The sequence below is a fragment of the Rummeliibacillus sp. POC4 genome, from assembly GCF_003576525.1.
Taxonomy (GTDB): Bacteria; Bacillota; Bacilli; order Bacillales_A; family Planococcaceae; genus Rummeliibacillus.
On the sequence record NZ_QWUA01000013.1, the window covers coordinates 13,589 to 29,011 of the forward strand.

Genomic DNA, 15,423 nt, shown 5'->3' on the forward strand with positions numbered 1-15,423 from the left:
TGGATAATAAAATAGCGGAAAAAAACAACAATTTAATCTTTTAAAAGCCCGAATTATCTTGTTGTCGACGTATTGAAAACCTGAGGTTCTTAAAGTGTGGCGTAAAAATTTTTACATACTAAGCATATAGGCTTTAAGAGCATTTTGTCAAATAATCGGTATAAAACAGCAAATTTTCAACATAACTAGAAGACCTATTTTCTCTAAAAATTTTTCAAAATAAAATCACAATTCGCCAATGTAAATTCAAAATTTTGGAAACCTATATTCACCTTGATATAAAGCGGTTTAGAAGCATTATTTTTTTCTCATCTCTCACAAAAATATAATCTCTTTTTAAGAAGAATTTGATCAGAAATATAACGGTGAAATTTTCATATAAAAATTTTTTTCAAAGTGACGTTAAAATTAGAGAGAAATTTTGATTTTATAGGAATATTTTTCGATAATTTGATTCAATCATGGGACTTAAATTGCCCAGAACGTGGATTCAATTTCTTTCTGCGTGAATTGGACATCCGAATGCGTGGATTGACCCCTTATTTGCGTGGATTAAATCATAAAACACGTGGATTAATCCAAGAAATACGTGGATTGAATATCAAAGAAAAAATCCTTAACCTTTGAAGAGATTAAGAACTTAAATTCACTTGCTTTTATCGGTATTAACATTTTTCGAAAATAAATCTCATACAAGAAATAATCACCAATATTTTGGAAATAAATAGACCATTTTTAGAAATAAATGCATCTATTTTGGGAATAAACTATCCCAATTCAGAAATAAACTATCCGATTATGGAAATAAATCATTGTTTTAATACATGGGTTCTTACCCCTACTAAGCTGTAACTTGAAAATATGCCATTCACCACGTATACTAAAATTGTTATAAACATAAATTAAAAAGACCGCCGATGTTACTGCATCGAACGGTCAAAAAGATAGTTGATCCCTTTAAGGGGATTGGCTCCAAATGGTAGAAATGACCCATCTGAGGGCCTAACTCAAGGATGGGTTATTTTTTATGATTAAATGACAGAACTGTAATGATTAACGTTGCAAATGCGATTGCCAACATTAATGCTTCAAATACTGTCATAGCTTCACCCCCGGGCCCACACGATGTGGGTCATGCAGACGTTACCGCAGGACGCGGTGGGGTTAGTCTGCGCTCCTTTTTTGGGGAGTGAGCCAACCACCCTTGAGTATCAGCTATCCTAAATACATTATACCAAACATTCGTTCGTACAAGAAGTTTAATATACTACAATTACACGTTCCGTAGTAACTTTTGTTATCAAAACCACTATTTACGCTATCCCTTATTATTTACAAATCTAAGTTCTATATTTCAAAACCTGAGTTTATATGTAAATTACTTTTCAACTAAACCACTTTTAATAACATACATATTCCATTTTTAAAAACTCAAATATGCTACCATTTGTATCCTGCATAAAAGTACCTTTGTCTTTGAAACCGATTTTTCTATATACTTTAATGGCTCTCTGATTAAATGTTGCAACGGATAAGGTTATTTTTTTACCTTATCTATTCTTTCTCACTGCATTTATAATCCGACTTGCAATATAATTCACTGCAAGAAGGATTAAAATTACAAAAATCGGTCCAATTCTATCGTCCATTTTCCATGCTAGATAAAAGTAACCAAATGTAAATGCGACTGTTAATATTAGAAATTTCCCCACTAATGTGCCACCTCATTTTGTAAGAATATATCTTCTAATGTTTTTTCCTGTTGAATAACGCTATAAATATTATAGCCTTTAAGTACCAATTGGCGAATACAGTTTCCAATTTCCTCCTGTTGTTTTACCGAAATACGTAAATTCTGCTTATTAATTTGATGTGGAGGTAAATCAATTGTAGCTAAGTCTTCTTTTTTGAGAGGACGATTTAATGTGATTTCTACTTGGATTTTATTTTGTGCTTCTACTCGTAGTTCTTCCATAGTTCCTATGACACTAATTTGTCCATCCTTTAAAATGGCAATCCGATTACTAAGTATTTCAAGTTCATTTAAATTATGAGATGTGATGAAAATTGTTTTTCCTTGAGCTGCTAATTTATTTACAAGTTCACGCATATGAATTGCTGATTCAGCGTCTAGTCCAGATGTGGGTTCATCCAAAATAATAAATTCAGGATTGTTGATGAGCGCTTGAGCAACTCCTAGCTTTTTTTTCATACCAAATGAAAAGTTTTTCACTTTTTTCCTTTGTCCTTTAAAAGCCCTACTAATGCAAGTTTTTCATCGATCTCTTTTTGTTGAATTTTGAGTTTCTGTACTTTTGCAAAGAATTTTAAATGCTGATTAGCACTCCAATCCGCGTAAAAGTTGTCTACATCTGGGAAAACACCGATTTTACCCTTTACTTTATCTAGGGAGCCCCCAAGAATTTGGAAACCTCCATTTGTTTGATGAATAACACCTGTTAAAATATTAATTAGTGTACTTTTCCCTGCCCCATTTCTTCCAAGAAAGCCGAAAATTTCTCCTTGATCAATAGAGAAAGAAACGCCTTTTAATACATCTATTTTCCCAAATGATTTTGTTATATTTTTAACTTCTAAGACTTTATTCATTAATAATCACCTCGTTTAAAATACCAGATACTAACAGATATAAATAGGAGGACTATTATAAGTGGAATAAGCACAAGGCCATTTTCTTTTATTTGATATTGATATGGAAGTAATAGTTTAAACGGTTTCAACCAAATTTTTTCTGAGAACATGCTCCAAATGCCAACAACAGGTGCGATAAAGCTAACAGCTAGACCAAGTAACATTGACATACTTGTTGTTTTTGACAATGTAGAAATTAGTAAGCAAAGCCCTATTGCAAAAACAAGAAAGCTATATAACTGTAAGAATGTAAACCAAAGAAAGTCTTTTGCAAAAAAGGATACAATAGTGATCGAAATCCCTAGTGAAAATAACCAAAAAGCTGCAACGCCTAAAAATTTACCAACTATAATACTTGTACGTGAAGTTTTGGTTATAAGAAATCGAATTGTTTTTGTGGAAGTTTCACGACTTATTAAATCATGGGATAGCATCAGAACAAATAGAAAACCAAATAATAAAATAAGAATTCTTGTGACAGACACATAATTATTTGTATCCGTACCAATGCTCACAACGTTTTTTGAAACGAAGGAGCTCATAAAATATGAGGATAGTACAAATAGTGCGATAATAAATAAAGATTTAAAACTTTTCATCATCTCAACAAATTCCTTTGTAGCAATGGCAAGCATTATTTAACCTCCAGAATTAATTTTTACATAGTAGATTTTTTCATGTTGCTTTATACAGTTTATCATTTCCTTTAATTGAAATAAATTACTTTTATGTTGATGTTATTTTTATTTCTGAAAAATAGTATGTTTATATATCAATCTGATTGAGAAAAATTATTTTGTTGACGCAAAGCTTTCTAGTAATACCTGACGCCAAGACATGCATAAAACCACGTATAAACAATCTCCCAATAGAAAAGGCACAAACACTGATATAACAGCGTTTATGCCTTTTTACTATGTCCCCAAACTAGGAACGTTATTTGTATTTATTTTGTATACATTATTAGTTCTTATTGAACAAAATCCTCCATTATTTGAAGAAGAAAAATTAATTTTACAATAAATGCACCCATTTTGCAGTAGTAATGGAGATTATAGTATAGTATTCCAAAATGATATTTAAATTCCGTTTGAATAGTAGATTAGTTGAACAACGCCAGAGGAAAAAGTCCTTGTATTCATCAAATTTAGATTCAATCTTTGTTTTATATCAACAAATAACGGTCTTCCTTCTCCTAATACTACAGGGTGAACAGATAATCTAAACTCATCAACGAGTCCTAAATTAATAAAAGTCGTAATGAGACTTGCCCCACCGTATAGCCATATGTCTTTACCAGGATTATTCTTTAATTTATTTACTTCCTCGGTAATATTTTTATTTACAAATGTTACTTTACTGTCAGTCCCTTTTTGCGTTTTAGAAAACACATATTTTTCCTTGCTGTGAACCAATTCCCACATTTCTTTTTCATCATCAGGAGCCTCAGCTGTTGGAATATATTGTCCCCATAAATCGTAACTTTTTCTTCCATACAAAATTGTATCAATTTGATTTAGGAAATTAGTAAACTCCATTTCAGGGTCCATAATGCACCAATCAACTTCACCGTTTTTCCCTTCAATAAATCCGTCTAAGGAAACAGCTAAATCTAAAATTATTTTTCTTGTTCCTACTTCATTGGACATTATTTCCACTCCTTCTAGTTGTTTAAGAATCCGGCCCGTTTGAGGAACAACTTAATACATTATATTATAATTTTAAATGACTTTATTATTACGAAACATTCTTAATATATAGCATCAGTTACCAAAGCGACGTTTGGGAACAATTATGCTTAAAAACTTATATAGACTTCACACAAATCGATTCGTCCACCTAAATAGCAATGAACGAGATCCACAACTTGATTGACCTGCTTATATAAAGCCATAACATCGTTTTTTACGAGATGGTCCTCGCGAAACCCTTTTTCACGATTTTAAGCATTTTTTAAAGCATCTGACGTCCCTCAACGGCAATTCCTCGCTTTTGAAACTCCAACATAGCCATATCCTCGCGCATAAGTATGACGAAACGCATGAGAACCACCTACATTATGCCTTGTATATGGAGATAGCTTATTCAAATGCTAATATTGTCTTTGTAAACTTCGTAAAATCAGCAAGGTGTTTTTCAATTATTGATTGCAGAATATTAAGCTCAATGGATTGATAGTCATGAACTGCAATATTACGAAAACCTACCATATTTTTAAGCGATTTTGCAAGACTTGCTTCGATTAAATTGGCATCTTGTAGTAATTGAAATGCCTCACGACTTGTTTTGGGTAAGCCTAACTTACGCTCACTTACCAAGTGCATCGCAAGATCAATACTAGCTTCGCATGCTCTTTGGATATTGAGAATGATACTATCCTGTTTTGTAAAATCAGCTAAATTTTCAGGGTTCTGATCATAAACCTCTTTAATTCTTTTAATACATCTTTCAATTGTTGTCACCTTATTTAGAATAACTTCATTCACCGAATACACTTCCTCGATTCTTAATATTTTCTAAAATTTCCGCCCGTTGTTCATTGAGTGTTGCATACATCGAATATACTTTCATACGTTGCTTAATAAATTCACTTTCATTTTGGCAACTTAGTAAAATACCTGTTGAAAAAATCTGAGCAGCAAATATCGTATCAACTTCATTTAAATCCACTAAATCTACATCGCGTCCACATAAGTCCGCAAGTTCACCTGAAAGTAAAAAGCGTTCATAATCTGTTAACTTCCCTGAAGAATAGTAGGCCAGGTCTAAGTCGCTATCCTCTCGTTCACGGTTTTGTGCAAAAGAGCCAAATAGTAAGATGAAATCAGGCTTTAAAACTTCTGCTAATTTTTGAACCAATGTTTCTTGTATTTCATTTGGTAGCACCAATAGCACCTCAATTTCCCATTCAATTTAATCCTATTCTATCGTAAAAAGCGATGCGATTGTAGTTATAGCTACCATACAACTGCATCGTTTTGACGGGACTTAAATTGTATGAAACGTGGATTCAATTTGAAATTGCGTGGATTAAACCTCGATTTGCGTGGATTGGACTCCCAAATGCGTGGATTGAATCCAAATTTACGTGGATTAAACCTCGATCTGCGTGGATTGGACTCCCATTTGCGTGGATTAACCTCTGATCTGCGTGGATTCGACTCTCGATACCTAGCATTTTAAAATTTCATGTTAATTTCATTTTCCCCTTATACAATAACTTATGAAGCAAGCGAGGGAGCCATTTTAATAGGTTACTTCAATAGATGATAGTCTAGCTAGATTTGAAATAAATTAGGTACTTGCGAGGAGAGTGCGTGGAATGTCACAAAATGACCAAGTCTTTGACATTACAATTATTGGCGGAGGACCGGTAGGAATGTTTGCTGCATTTTATGCTGGTATGAGGCAGCTATCGGTGAAAATCATAGAAAATCTTCCACAGTTAGGTGGGCAATTATCTGCTTTATATCCTGAAAAGTATATTTATGATATTGCAGGTTTTCCAAAAATCCGTGCTCAAGAGCTGATCAATAATTTAAACGAGCAAATGAGACAATTTAATCCTACTATATGTCTTGAACAATCTGTTGAACAGGTTGAAAAGCGGCCCGACGGTATATTTAAACTAACGACAAATGCTGATATTCATTACTCAAAAACCATTCTGATCACAGCCGGTAATGGCGCATTCCAACCAAAGAAATTACAACTTGATGGCATTGAAAACTATGAAGGTCGTAATATTCATTATTTTATAAATGATCTAAACAAGTTCGCAGGAAAACGGGTGGTCGTATTCGGCGGAGGTGATTCAGCTGTTGATTGGGCTTTAATGCTAGAGCCAATTGCTGAACATGTCACATTAGTGCACCGAAGAGATACATTTCGTGCTCACGAACAGAGTGTCGAAAACTTGAAAAAATCTACCGTTGAAGTCATGACACCATTTGTCCCAACTGAATTTATCGGAAAACATCAAATAGAACAAGTAGTACTTCAGCAAGCAAAAGGAACCGAAAGAGAAACCTTGGACGTTGACGCTGTCATTGTCAATTATGGATTTGCTACTTCACTCGGTTCCATCAAAAATTGGGGACTAGCAATCGACAATCATTCAATTGTTGTAAACAGTAAATTAGAAACAAATATAGAGGGTATTTATGCTGCTGGAGACATTTGCACATATGACGGCAAAGTTAACTTGATCGCAACTGGATTTGGAGAAGCACCTATCGCCATTAGTAGCGCGAAAGTATATATCGATCCAACAGCTGATATGCAAGCTCTTCACAGTACAACCATTATGAAAGAAAAAAATACCAAAGCTTAAATAAACCTTAGGAGGAAAAAATAATGAAATATACAATTGTCAATAAAGAAACTTGCATTGCTTGTGGCGCATGTAATGATATAGCACCAGATATATTTAATCATGATCGAAAAGGTCATTCTCATGTAATACTAGATGACAACCAAGGAACTGCTGCGGTTCCAGAAGATTTTTACGATGATTTAGAAGATGCATGGGATGAATGCCCAAGCGGTTCCATTAAAGTTGCAGATAAACCCTTTGATGGAGATGCAGAAAAGTTTGACTAAACTTTTAAGTTAGAATAGTAAATTGATATTTTAAATAGAGAAACAGCTACAGTGATGGTTTACCATTGTAGCTGTTTTTATTTTACCCTCAGAGGTATTAGAAGGGCCCCCTCCCCTTCCTTAACCCTTTCATAAAAAATTATTGTAAAACTAAATTTTCTACTTTATTCTTTATGTTATGATAATAATGAGTTAACCGTTTAGTAAATAAAGTTAACATTTATATCAATTCAACTAGGGGGAGAACTATGTATAGATTAAGAGGTCATCATATTTTTTGTCTTCTAGGTTATCGGGGAATGGGATATTCCAAAAAATATGTTGAAAATATGACTCGTTTACATCATACCTTGAGAAAGAATCCAGAAACGTTGGTTCAGCTTGTTAATGGACCTGATCAATTATGCGAAAATTATCCAAACTCAGGTGAATATCACTGTCAAGATGATCACATCTATCAAATGGATGCCGCATTTTTAGAGAAAATCGGCTTAAAAGTCGGGCAGACTTTAAAATGGGCAGACATTGAATCTCATATCCAAAACCATGTTATTCCCTCAGACATTCAATCTGTCTGCAAAACTTGTTCATGGCGTTCTTACGGTTTTTGTGAAGATGGTATTCAACTAATACTTGATGGAAAAGGTTTAAAGGAAATTAAATAACCCCATCACTATAATGTAGAGAAACCATCCTTTTGCTAGCCTCGGATGGTTTCTTTGTACTTCCCTATTAATAAAGATGAACCTCTTTTGAGCTATTCTTCCTGTATAAAAATCACCTTATCATATCCACATTTACGACAGACCATTAAATGAGGGCAAGTCTGATCTTTAGCTGTATTTGGATAGCCGTCATCCATTTTCGCAATCTCTTCATCCTTATAATGATTATAAGGGTCCATAAAATCAGCTACTTTCCCTGCATTATCTAACAAAGCATTACATTTAGGACACTTTATTTCCACTATTTTTAATGAGTTACATAAAGGACAAATAGCCATAATCACCGCTCCTTTAATTTACTTTTCCTCCTAATCATAATTTCCTATTTATTGTTAAACTAAACGGTTCAAGGATTACATCACATGCTTATATCGATTTTAAAAATTTTTCAAATCTAATATTTCTTTTCCAATGAATAATATTTCTACATTTCACTCAGATTACTTAATAGTTGACTTACATATGCAATCGTCTTAGTATACCTATAGGGGTATATTTTATATTGAAAGGATGAATGAAAATGAACGATATTACAGTATACACAACAAATACTTGCCCATACTGCTCAATGCTTAAAAATTATTTAAAAAATGCAGGCCTTCCATTTAAAGAAGTGAATGTTCAGCAAGATCAAAATGCTGCAACTAAACTTATAGAAACAACTGGGCAACTTGGCGTTCCACAAACCAACATTAACGGTCACTGGGTAATAGGTTTTGACCCAGAATCCATTAACTTATATGCAAAATAAGAGAGCCACTGCGCTCTCTTATTTTTTTGTTCCATCCATCCGCTGCGTTGATCATGCTGGAGAAAGGACTTAATTTGCTGAGAGAGCGAATACAATTCATTTTTGAGCGAATAATCGGACGGAGAGAGCGAATAAACAGTCGCCAAGAGCGAATAAATTGTTGCTGCATCTATTACTCCTCCTTTTACGCGGCCTAGTTGCTTAGTCAATCTAGTAATCTTGCCGCGGATAATAGGAGTATTTTTCGCTACCTGAGTACGCTGGATAAAGGACTTAAATTGCCGAGAGAGCGAATACAATTTGTTTTGGAGCGGATAAATGGACGGAGAGAGCGAATAAATGAATCGTGGGAGCGAATAAACAGTCGCCAAGAGCGAATAAATTGTTGCTGCACCTATTACTCCTCCTTTTACGCGGCCCAGTTGCTTGGTCAATCTAGTAATCTTGCCGCGGATAATAGGAGTATTTTTCGCTGCCTGAGTACACTGGAGAGATGACTTAATTTGCTGAGAGAGCGAATACAATTTGTTTTGGAGCGGATAAACTGCCTCAGGAAGCGGATTACTTATCGGAACTAAATACCTGAAATTAATATATATGGTTTACTAACTTCATTTGATCTAGCTAACTGTAGAATTATCCAAGTATTTTCCACCAATAAGGCATATAGCCACTCAAATTTAAACACATTATATTTTAGAAACATCAAACACTTCACCTGGTGATTTACTAATGAGTAATATCAGGAATGCTTGGATTATTCTTTCTTTTTCAATTTATACTTTTGAATTTTTGTTAACTCAGGGTCGAAGGAAATATTCTGATATTTAAACTTTAAGTTTATAATTTTATTATAAATTTCACTCAAAAAATCTTTCAATTCCTTTAACGAAGAACTTGAGACTTCATCAGGGTCTTCTAACATACGATATCCATCTGCAAAATAAAACATTAGTAAACCTGTTCCAAAATCACAAGCCTCATTTTCTAGAATAACCGTAGGTACATCCAATCCATTATTCCAGTTATAATTAGCAACAAAATAATGAGTTGTTTGTATTCGTTAACTGATTTATTATATATTCTTTATCTGTGCTATATAGTAACTGTTCGATGTATTTATTTTCCATTTATATTACCTCCTTGCTTCTATTGTTTTTCCATTTTTCTAAGCTTTCTTTCCCAAAGTTCTACTGTTGCTCCTTGACTAGGATATAATGGTAAGCCGTTCTCTTGCAATCTCCTTAAACTACTCTGCAACTCATAAACTTGCTTTTATAAACTCTCAACACTTTGGTTAATCTATTATTTTTATGCATTTTCAACTACTTCATTATAAACAGAATGATAGTCTCTATGCCTATACATAGGACTAATTCCAATACTTAAATTGCGAATCCTTTGAAACTAAGTGCCACTCATTTAAGCCTCCAGGTTCTCTAAGTTGACGTTCAATTTTCTTTCTAATCTTTTTATCTTTCCAAAGATCGTCTAGTTCACTAGTTATAAGAGAATTGAAGAATTTATTTCTACCGTATCATGGGGGTATCTACACAATCATAAATTTAACCATAAAAAGAAAAAGCCCCTAACCTCTTGAGAAATTAAGGACTTGATCTGTAGTCTATTTTCTGAATTGTTTCAATGCCTGGCACTAGATCTTAAAACTTTCATTCCAAAACTTCTAATCCTTTAGTAAATCTTCATCTAAAAATATATCAATATCATCTAACTCAATATCTATTTTCCTTACATGTTTCTTAAATTTAAAAATAAATTCTTTAAAAGTGTTTGCAATAAGATATAAATGTTCTGCTCCATCATCTTTTACTAGTTGTTCTTCGTGATACCAATAATAAACTCTATCTCTATAGTCTTCTTTCAAACCTAAACATATTAAATCTCCTCCATCCGCATCTGCAATAGGCATGACGTCAGTACCTAAAATCTCATGATACGTTTTTATGGCTTCTTCTATATCATTGTTATTATTTGTAAATCCATAAAAACAATTTATTGAATCAAACCCATCCTTTGGAGTTACAGGGGTACTCTCGATTGGCTGATACATTATGTCTTCTTTAATAAAGCTCCCTCCATATTCAAGTAAAAATTCCTTATAGTCCAATGGAATATTTACATTATAAAAGAGTTCTATCTTTTTAATACTGTTGCCATAATTATCTCTTTTTACTACACTCATATCTATATCGATAATAGTATTTAATGTTCTTTTCAATACTTCGTTCACTTATTTTTTCCTCCTCTTAAATCAGATGCAGAACCAATATGTGGTATATTTCCATGTAAATCAGTTGGAATCAATTCAATTTCAGTTGAGCTTTTATGATGTGGTGTTAATCCTTTTTCTTTAAGCCAAAATTTTGATTGAGTGATTGATTCAAATCCTTTCAACTGCTTAATTTTTTCATACACTATATTAAAATCTTTTTTCGTGCCATCCAATATACCTTTTTTAAACTTAAGGGACCCTTTACTCCATGGAGTGAAATTTGGTCTTCCCTCATTAAATTCTACACCTTCACCATTCGTTATTTTTTTTACTTGCGGTTTATCTGAATACCATTTCCCATTACCAGGTTTACCTTCCCATTGACCATTTTTTCTTGGTAACCTCGTTCTAGGATTACCGCTGCTCTCTACCTTTGTCATAGAGATCAACTGATTTTTGACCCCAGCACCATTCACCACATTATAAGGCACAACACCTGCATTCGCATAAGCTAATTGATTTCTAGGGGCATACGGTAATAAATCTAAACCAGAAATTTTTTGTGCTGCACCTTTTACCTTGCTGGCGCCTGCTTTGGTAACGACTTTTGTTGTTGCCATTCCGGTTTTTGATACAGCGCCCAATCCTTTTGTTCCCACTGCAGACAATCCAATAGTTCCTAATGCATAAGAAAACCATTCCGCACGGGACTTGGCGTCTCCGTTGATCACATCTCGTTCATACGAATCACGGATTGCCATCGATAAATAGTCAATTGTTTTGATTAGAGTTCATCGCCTAGTTCTTTTGCGAGTTTTAAAAATTCTTCTATGTTAGTTGTATTCGTCAGTTTCTTCTGTAACTCTTCCTTGTTATCTTCTCTAGAACAGGCTTTCTCCAGAAGCAAGTCTTCAATTTGATATTTCTTTACTGTCCGATTGTACAGTTTTCTAGTTATATCTTTCCACTTTTTGTATGTCCTTGAATACGATCTATGTAGTTTTGCATTTTCGACATGTCATTGGATAATTCCTCTAAGGCTTTACTTTGATTGTAAGCAAATTGATGGATTCATTTTATAAATATTTTTCAATGACTGCCACTATTCAAAAATACCCTATTCTCCTAGCTAGAGAATAGGGTATGATCTTTATTGTGCTTTTTATTGTAAAATGTATTTCTTGGCTAGCCGTCTAGAAATACTGTTCAAGACACTTATTCAATCACCAATCTTCTTCATCTTCCTCCCAATTTTCTTTCATTTCGTTTAAATAATTCCAAAAAAACTCTAAAAAATTGCTAGCTTCTTCAGAGTCATAGCTTCCGCTATCGACATCCCATGATATTACTGGGCATTCACCATTTCTCATCTTATTTGTATCTAAACAATATGCGAAAGCATCTACATGAATGATTACTACAATTCCCTCTTCTAATCCATAATACTTCTTATACTCATTAGTAGTCTCTACGACTGTCGCATTTACTAAACCATGACCTAGAATATCTATTCCAAATATACCGCCTGATCCGTATTTTCTTAAAAACCACTTATAACTCTCTGGTAACTGCACATGAAGTTGTTTTTCTATATCTAAAATTTTATCCTCGCTTATCCCTCCAGTAAAATCATCGTCATCGTACATCTCAATAAATCTTTCAACTGTTTTAAAGTCCATTTTGTCACCCCATTTATTTTTCTATTTCAAACTCTTTTGCTCTCCATTTCCAATATCTTATTCTAAAATTCTCATATTGAGCTTTTAATACAGGATCATTCCTAAAACTTTCACCGTTCTCTTTTAGTCCATGTAGCAATTTAGAATACTTTTTGTGTAAACTTTCTGGTATCTCTAACATAGTACCTGGCTCTTCCTGAATTAGATGATGTAAATTAACGATTGATCCATCATTCGCAAATCTTTGAGTTCGAAGGCAATGGCTGCTTGTGCTTTTCGAGGAAGGCATCTGGGTTCTCTCGAAAAGCCTTCAACTTTTTTAAATAAGCAACCTCTAGACGAAGCAGTTCATTTTCACGTTCTAACTGCTCCTCACGTGAAATTTCTTTTTCTTGAACACGTTTTGTTAATTTCGCTTTTTTAGACATAGATGGGCGCCCCTTTGTTTTTTCTTGCAGGCCCTCTATTCCTTCTTTCAAAAGTTTACTGTTCCAATTAGCGATTAAACTTGGATTATTCATCTTAAATTGAATCGCCGTCTCTTGATAAGAAGCACCTGTTTGTTTCATAATGTGTAATACATCTAATTTGAATTGAACAGAATAAAACTGCTTCTTTGTCTTTTTAACTAAGCCCTCCATACCGAATTCTTTATAAGAACGAACCCATTGTCTTACAAGAGATTTATTAGAGAGACCATATTTCTTCGTTATTAACGAATAACCCATTGAACTATTTAAGTAATCTTGTACTACCTGTAATTTAAATTCCTCGCTATATTTAGCCATAAAAAATCACCCCAAAAGTTAGTTTTCTAACTCTAACTTTTGGGGTGCAGCACCTTAAGGACTTGATCTATAGGCTATTTTCGGAACTTTTCGGTACCTGGCACTTGTTCTTCCTTTTTCCATTTATTTCATATTTTTTGAAGCATTATTTAAAAAGTCGTTTAATTTATCACTTAAATTAAGTTTAACATTACTCTGGGTAATGTTTTCTTCATTTATTTTTTTAAAGCTTTCAATAAATTCGCCAAAAGAGTTACATACTAAGAAATCATTACGTCCATTTATTTCATGAAACCAAATATAGATTTTATTATGTTTATCCCCCTGTTTTCCCATGCATATTAGATCTCCACCTGGCAAATCTGCAATTGGAAACAAATCAACAGGTAATATGTCTCGATAGCAGTTAATCTTATCATCCAATCCATTCTCATCATTATTTAATCCATAGATAGAATCTATCTCAAATTGTGTTTGCTTAATTATTTTTGGTAATTTTATTTGTGGTATAAATCGATAGTATTCTTTTATATAATCATTACCATAATATTTCAAATAAAATAAATAATCTTGAGGCAACTTTAAATCATTTCTTTCTTCAAATGAATTTATATCAGCTTCACTCCAAAGGGTATCTATATCTTTTATATCAAAATCAATTATTTCTTCTAATTTCTTTTTTAACTTTTCCATTTTTAATATCCTCCTCGTAAATCGGATGCTGAACCAATATGTGGAACATTTCTATGCAAATCAGTTGGTATTAATTCTATTACTGTATCCGATTTATGGTGTGGTGTAACTCCTGCTTGTTTTAATAATTTTTTTGCAGCATTTTTGGAAGGTAAATTATATTGCTTTTGTATGTGTTCATAAACTAACGAAAAATCATCACTAGTTCCAGTCAGTTTTCCTTTTTCAAATACTAAATCCCCGTCTGACCAAGGGGTAAAATTAGGTCTTCCCTCTTTAAATTCTACACCTTCACCATTCGTTATTTTTTTTACTTGTGGTTTATCTGAATACCATTTCCCATTACCAGGTTTACCTTCCCATTGACCATTTCTTCTTGGTAACCTTGTTCTAGGATTACCGCTGCTCTCCACCTTCGCCAAAGAAAGCAACTGATCTTTCACCCCAGCACCATTCACCACATTGTAAGGCACAACACCTGCATTCGCATAGGCTAATTGATTCCTAGGGGCATATGGTAATAAATCTAAACCAGAAATTTTTTGTGCTGCACCTTTTACTTTGCTAGCGCCGGCCTTGGTAACGACTTTTGTTGATGCCATTCCAGTTTTTGATACAGCACCTAATCCTTTTGTTCCCACTGCGGATAGTCCAATGGTTCCTAATCCATAAGCAAACCATTCCGCACGGGACTTGGCGTCTCCGTTGATGACATCTCGTTCATACGAATCACGGATTGCCTTCGAAAAATAATCAAACGTTTCGATTGGATGAGCAAGGGCATCAATTGTACTCTCTATTGTTTTTACGGGATGCAAGACGAAATTGAATAGCCCTTTTACGAATTCTTTTCCTGCTTTGTAGGCACCGTTTTTGATACCTTCTGCGGTTTCCCACAAGGTGAGGATTCGTTTTTGTTCATCGGTTAAATTTTCTTCACCTAGTTCTTTTGCGAGTTTCAAAAATTCTTCTATGTTAGTTGCATTTGCGAGTTTCTTTTGTAACTCTTCTTTACTGTCTTCTCTAGAACAGGTATTTTCTAAAAGTAAGTCATCGATTTGATACTTCTTTACTGTGCCGATTGTATAGTTTTCTAGTTGTATCTGTCCACTTTTCGTATGGGATTGAATACGATTTATGTAGTTTTGCATTTTCGACACATCGTTGGATAATTCTTCTAAAGCTTTACTTTGATTGTAATCAAATTGATGAATTTTTTCTACCGTATCACGGGCTTGTTTTTTTGCATCATCCACTTCTTCCAGAAAGAATGTATCATGTAATAGTGGTGCAGCTACTA

The 15,423-nt window shown here is 33.7% G+C and carries 22 protein-coding genes and 3 pseudogenes; 5 read left to right on the forward strand and 20 right to left on the reverse strand.

What is annotated here, in order from left to right; all coding sequences use genetic code 11:
* Positions 1-450: 450 nt before the first annotated feature.
* Positions 451-627, forward strand: coding sequence for a hypothetical protein (locus D1606_RS18685; protein WP_158582329.1), 177 nt, complete (start codon positions 451-453; stop codon positions 625-627).
* Positions 628-1,018: 391 nt separating this feature from the next.
* On the opposite strand, the gene D1606_RS19295 is transcribed toward D1606_RS18685, so the two are convergent.
* From D1606_RS19295 to mntA, 9 genes and pseudogenes are all read right to left on the reverse strand, one after another.
* Positions 1,019-1,102, reverse strand: coding sequence for a putative holin-like toxin (locus tag D1606_RS19295; RefSeq protein ID WP_367269486.1), 84 nt, complete (start codon positions 1,100-1,102; stop codon positions 1,019-1,021).
* A gap of 298 nt (positions 1,103-1,400) precedes the next feature.
* Positions 1,401-1,541 (reverse strand): annotated as a pseudogene (locus tag D1606_RS19045) (GNAT family N-acetyltransferase); the annotation flags it as partial.
* 9 nt (positions 1,542-1,550) lie between these two features.
* A complete protein-coding gene (locus tag D1606_RS18690) occupies positions 1,551-1,712 on the reverse strand; it encodes a hypothetical protein (RefSeq protein WP_158582330.1) in 162 nt (53 codons plus the stop codon).
* Positions 1,712-2,233: an ATP-binding cassette domain-containing protein gene (locus tag D1606_RS06440; RefSeq protein WP_119415202.1), complete on the reverse strand. Its 522-nt coding sequence runs from the start codon at positions 2,231-2,233 to the stop codon at positions 1,712-1,714. The genes D1606_RS18690 and D1606_RS06440 overlap by 1 nt, the downstream gene beginning before the upstream one ends.
* Positions 2,230-2,610 (reverse strand): ATP-binding cassette domain-containing protein, encoded by a 381-nt coding sequence (locus tag D1606_RS06445; RefSeq protein ID WP_119415203.1) that lies wholly within the window; start codon positions 2,608-2,610, stop codon positions 2,230-2,232. Before D1606_RS06445 ends, D1606_RS06440 begins: the two co-directional genes overlap by 4 nt.
* A complete protein-coding gene (locus D1606_RS06450; RefSeq protein WP_119415204.1) occupies positions 2,610-3,287 on the reverse strand; it encodes an ABC transporter permease in 678 nt (225 codons plus the stop codon). The genes D1606_RS06445 and D1606_RS06450 overlap by 1 nt, the downstream gene beginning before the upstream one ends.
* A gap of 444 nt (positions 3,288-3,731) precedes the next feature.
* Positions 3,732-4,301: a dihydrofolate reductase family protein gene (locus tag D1606_RS06455; protein WP_119415205.1), complete on the reverse strand. Its 570-nt coding sequence runs from the start codon at positions 4,299-4,301 to the stop codon at positions 3,732-3,734.
* Positions 4,302-4,733: 432 nt separating this feature from the next.
* Entirely contained in the window at positions 4,734-5,138 is a 405-nt protein-coding gene (gene hepT, locus D1606_RS06460; RefSeq protein WP_119415206.1) for a type VII toxin-antitoxin system HepT family RNase toxin, read from the reverse strand.
* Positions 5,131-5,538 (reverse strand): type VII toxin-antitoxin system MntA family adenylyltransferase antitoxin, encoded by a 408-nt coding sequence (mntA, locus tag D1606_RS06465; RefSeq protein ID WP_119415207.1) that lies wholly within the window; start codon positions 5,536-5,538, stop codon positions 5,131-5,133. Before mntA ends, hepT begins: the two co-directional genes overlap by 8 nt.
* Positions 5,539-5,974: 436 nt before the next feature.
* Between mntA and D1606_RS06470 the strand changes: the two genes are divergently transcribed.
* The 3 genes from D1606_RS06470 (at position 5,975) to D1606_RS06480 (ending at position 7,919) form a co-directional block, all read left to right on the forward strand.
* Entirely contained in the window at positions 5,975-6,985 is a 1,011-nt protein-coding gene (locus tag D1606_RS06470) for an NAD(P)/FAD-dependent oxidoreductase (protein WP_119415208.1), read from the forward strand.
* A gap of 23 nt (positions 6,986-7,008) precedes the next feature.
* The gene (locus D1606_RS06475; protein WP_369973761.1) at positions 7,009-7,254 is read left to right on the forward strand and encodes a ferredoxin; all 246 of its coding nucleotides are present in this window, start codon (positions 7,009-7,011) and stop codon (positions 7,252-7,254) included.
* A 248-nt stretch (positions 7,255-7,502) separates the two neighbouring features.
* On the forward strand, positions 7,503-7,919 hold the full coding sequence (locus D1606_RS06480) for a DUF1284 domain-containing protein (protein ID WP_119415210.1): 417 nt from the start codon (positions 7,503-7,505) through the stop codon (positions 7,917-7,919).
* 92 nt (positions 7,920-8,011) lie between these two features.
* Here the strand turns inward: D1606_RS06480 and D1606_RS06485 are convergent, their stop codons facing one another.
* On the reverse strand, positions 8,012-8,257 hold the full coding sequence (locus D1606_RS06485) for a hypothetical protein (RefSeq protein WP_119415211.1): 246 nt from the start codon (positions 8,255-8,257) through the stop codon (positions 8,012-8,014).
* Between the two features lie 242 nt (positions 8,258-8,499).
* Here D1606_RS06485 and D1606_RS06490 point away from each other — a divergent pair, with 242 nt between their 5' ends.
* Positions 8,500-8,730 carry a glutaredoxin family protein gene (locus D1606_RS06490; RefSeq protein WP_119415212.1) on the forward strand — a complete coding sequence of 77 codons (231 nt, stop codon included), beginning with the start codon at positions 8,500-8,502 and terminating at the stop codon, positions 8,728-8,730.
* On the opposite strand, the gene D1606_RS06495 is transcribed toward D1606_RS06490, so the two are convergent.
* The 10 genes and pseudogenes from D1606_RS06495 to D1606_RS06540 all read right to left on the reverse strand — a co-directional run.
* Positions 8,711-8,899: a hypothetical protein gene (locus D1606_RS06495; RefSeq protein ID WP_119415213.1), complete on the reverse strand. Its 189-nt coding sequence runs from the start codon at positions 8,897-8,899 to the stop codon at positions 8,711-8,713. The two genes, D1606_RS06490 and D1606_RS06495, sit on opposite strands and share 20 nt — an antisense overlap.
* Positions 8,900-9,419: 520 nt before the next feature.
* A pseudogene (locus D1606_RS19300) lies at positions 9,420-9,860 on the reverse strand (DUF4274 domain-containing protein).
* A 554-nt stretch (positions 9,861-10,414) separates the two neighbouring features.
* Positions 10,415-10,981, reverse strand: coding sequence for an SMI1/KNR4 family protein (locus tag D1606_RS06510; RefSeq protein WP_119415214.1), 567 nt, complete (start codon positions 10,979-10,981; stop codon positions 10,415-10,417).
* Entirely contained in the window at positions 10,978-11,724 is a 747-nt protein-coding gene (locus D1606_RS06515) for an HNH endonuclease family protein (RefSeq protein ID WP_119415215.1), read from the reverse strand. The genes D1606_RS06510 and D1606_RS06515 overlap by 4 nt, the downstream gene beginning before the upstream one ends.
* A gap of 23 nt (positions 11,725-11,747) precedes the next feature.
* Positions 11,748-11,870, reverse strand: a complete 123-nt coding sequence (locus D1606_RS19305) for a Nif11 family protein (protein WP_369973762.1) — start codon at positions 11,868-11,870, stop codon at positions 11,748-11,750.
* Positions 11,871-12,186: 316 nt separating this feature from the next.
* Complete coding sequence (locus D1606_RS06520) at positions 12,187-12,642, reverse strand: SMI1/KNR4 family protein (protein ID WP_119415216.1); 456 nt, start codon at positions 12,640-12,642, stop codon at positions 12,187-12,189.
* A gap of 13 nt (positions 12,643-12,655) precedes the next feature.
* A pseudogene (locus D1606_RS06525) lies at positions 12,656-12,883 on the reverse strand (HNH/ENDO VII family nuclease); the annotation flags it as partial.
* Positions 12,873-13,430, reverse strand: coding sequence for a helix-turn-helix domain-containing protein (locus D1606_RS06530; RefSeq protein WP_119415218.1), 558 nt, complete (start codon positions 13,428-13,430; stop codon positions 12,873-12,875). The pseudogene D1606_RS06525 and the gene D1606_RS06530, both read right to left, overlap by 11 nt.
* 123 nt (positions 13,431-13,553) lie before the next feature.
* The gene (locus D1606_RS06535; RefSeq protein WP_119415219.1) at positions 13,554-14,123 is read right to left on the reverse strand and encodes an SMI1/KNR4 family protein; all 570 of its coding nucleotides are present in this window, start codon (positions 14,121-14,123) and stop codon (positions 13,554-13,556) included.
* Positions 14,124-14,125: 2 nt separating this feature from the next.
* The coding region (locus D1606_RS06540) for a T7SS effector LXG polymorphic toxin (protein WP_119415220.1) at positions 14,126-15,423 on the reverse strand (1,298 nt) is incomplete at its 5' end.

Bases quoted from the DNA above. Each gene is read 5' to 3' on its own strand.
- D1606_RS19295 (WP_367269486.1), bottom strand. From the start codon at position 1,102: ATGACAGTATTTGAAGCATTAATGTTGGCAATCGCATTTGCAACGTTA.
- D1606_RS06445 (WP_119415203.1), bottom strand. From the start codon at position 2,610: ATGAATAAAGTCTTAGAAGTTAAAAATATAACAAAATCATTTGGGAAA.
- D1606_RS06450 (WP_119415204.1), bottom strand. From the start codon at position 3,287: ATGCTTGCCATTGCTACAAAGGAATTTGTTGAGATGATGAAAAGTTTT.
- D1606_RS06455 (WP_119415205.1), bottom strand. From the start codon at position 4,301: ATGTCCAATGAAGTAGGAACAAGAAAAATAATTTTAGATTTAGCTGTT.
- D1606_RS06470 (WP_119415208.1), top strand. From the start codon at position 5,975: ATGTCACAAAATGACCAAGTCTTTGACATTACAATTATTGGCGGAGGA.
- D1606_RS06475 (WP_369973761.1), top strand. From the start codon at position 7,009: ATGAAATATACAATTGTCAATAAAGAAACTTGCATTGCTTGTGGCGCA.
- D1606_RS06480 (WP_119415210.1), top strand. From the start codon at position 7,503: ATGTATAGATTAAGAGGTCATCATATTTTTTGTCTTCTAGGTTATCGG.
- D1606_RS06485 (WP_119415211.1), bottom strand. From the start codon at position 8,257: ATGGCTATTTGTCCTTTATGTAACTCATTAAAAATAGTGGAAATAAAG.
- D1606_RS06490 (WP_119415212.1), top strand. From the start codon at position 8,500: ATGAACGATATTACAGTATACACAACAAATACTTGCCCATACTGCTCA.
- D1606_RS06495 (WP_119415213.1), bottom strand. From the start codon at position 8,899: ATGCAGCAACAATTTATTCGCTCTTGGCGACTGTTTATTCGCTCTCTC.
- D1606_RS06515 (WP_119415215.1), bottom strand. From the start codon at position 11,724: ATGGCAATCCGTGATTCGTATGAACGAGATGTGATCAACGGAGACGCC.
- D1606_RS06520 (WP_119415216.1), bottom strand. From the start codon at position 12,642: ATGGACTTTAAAACAGTTGAAAGATTTATTGAGATGTACGATGACGAT.
- D1606_RS06530 (WP_119415218.1), bottom strand. From the start codon at position 13,430: ATGGCTAAATATAGCGAGGAATTTAAATTACAGGTAGTACAAGATTAC.
- D1606_RS06535 (WP_119415219.1), bottom strand. From the start codon at position 14,123: ATGGAAAAGTTAAAAAAGAAATTAGAAGAAATAATTGATTTTGATATA.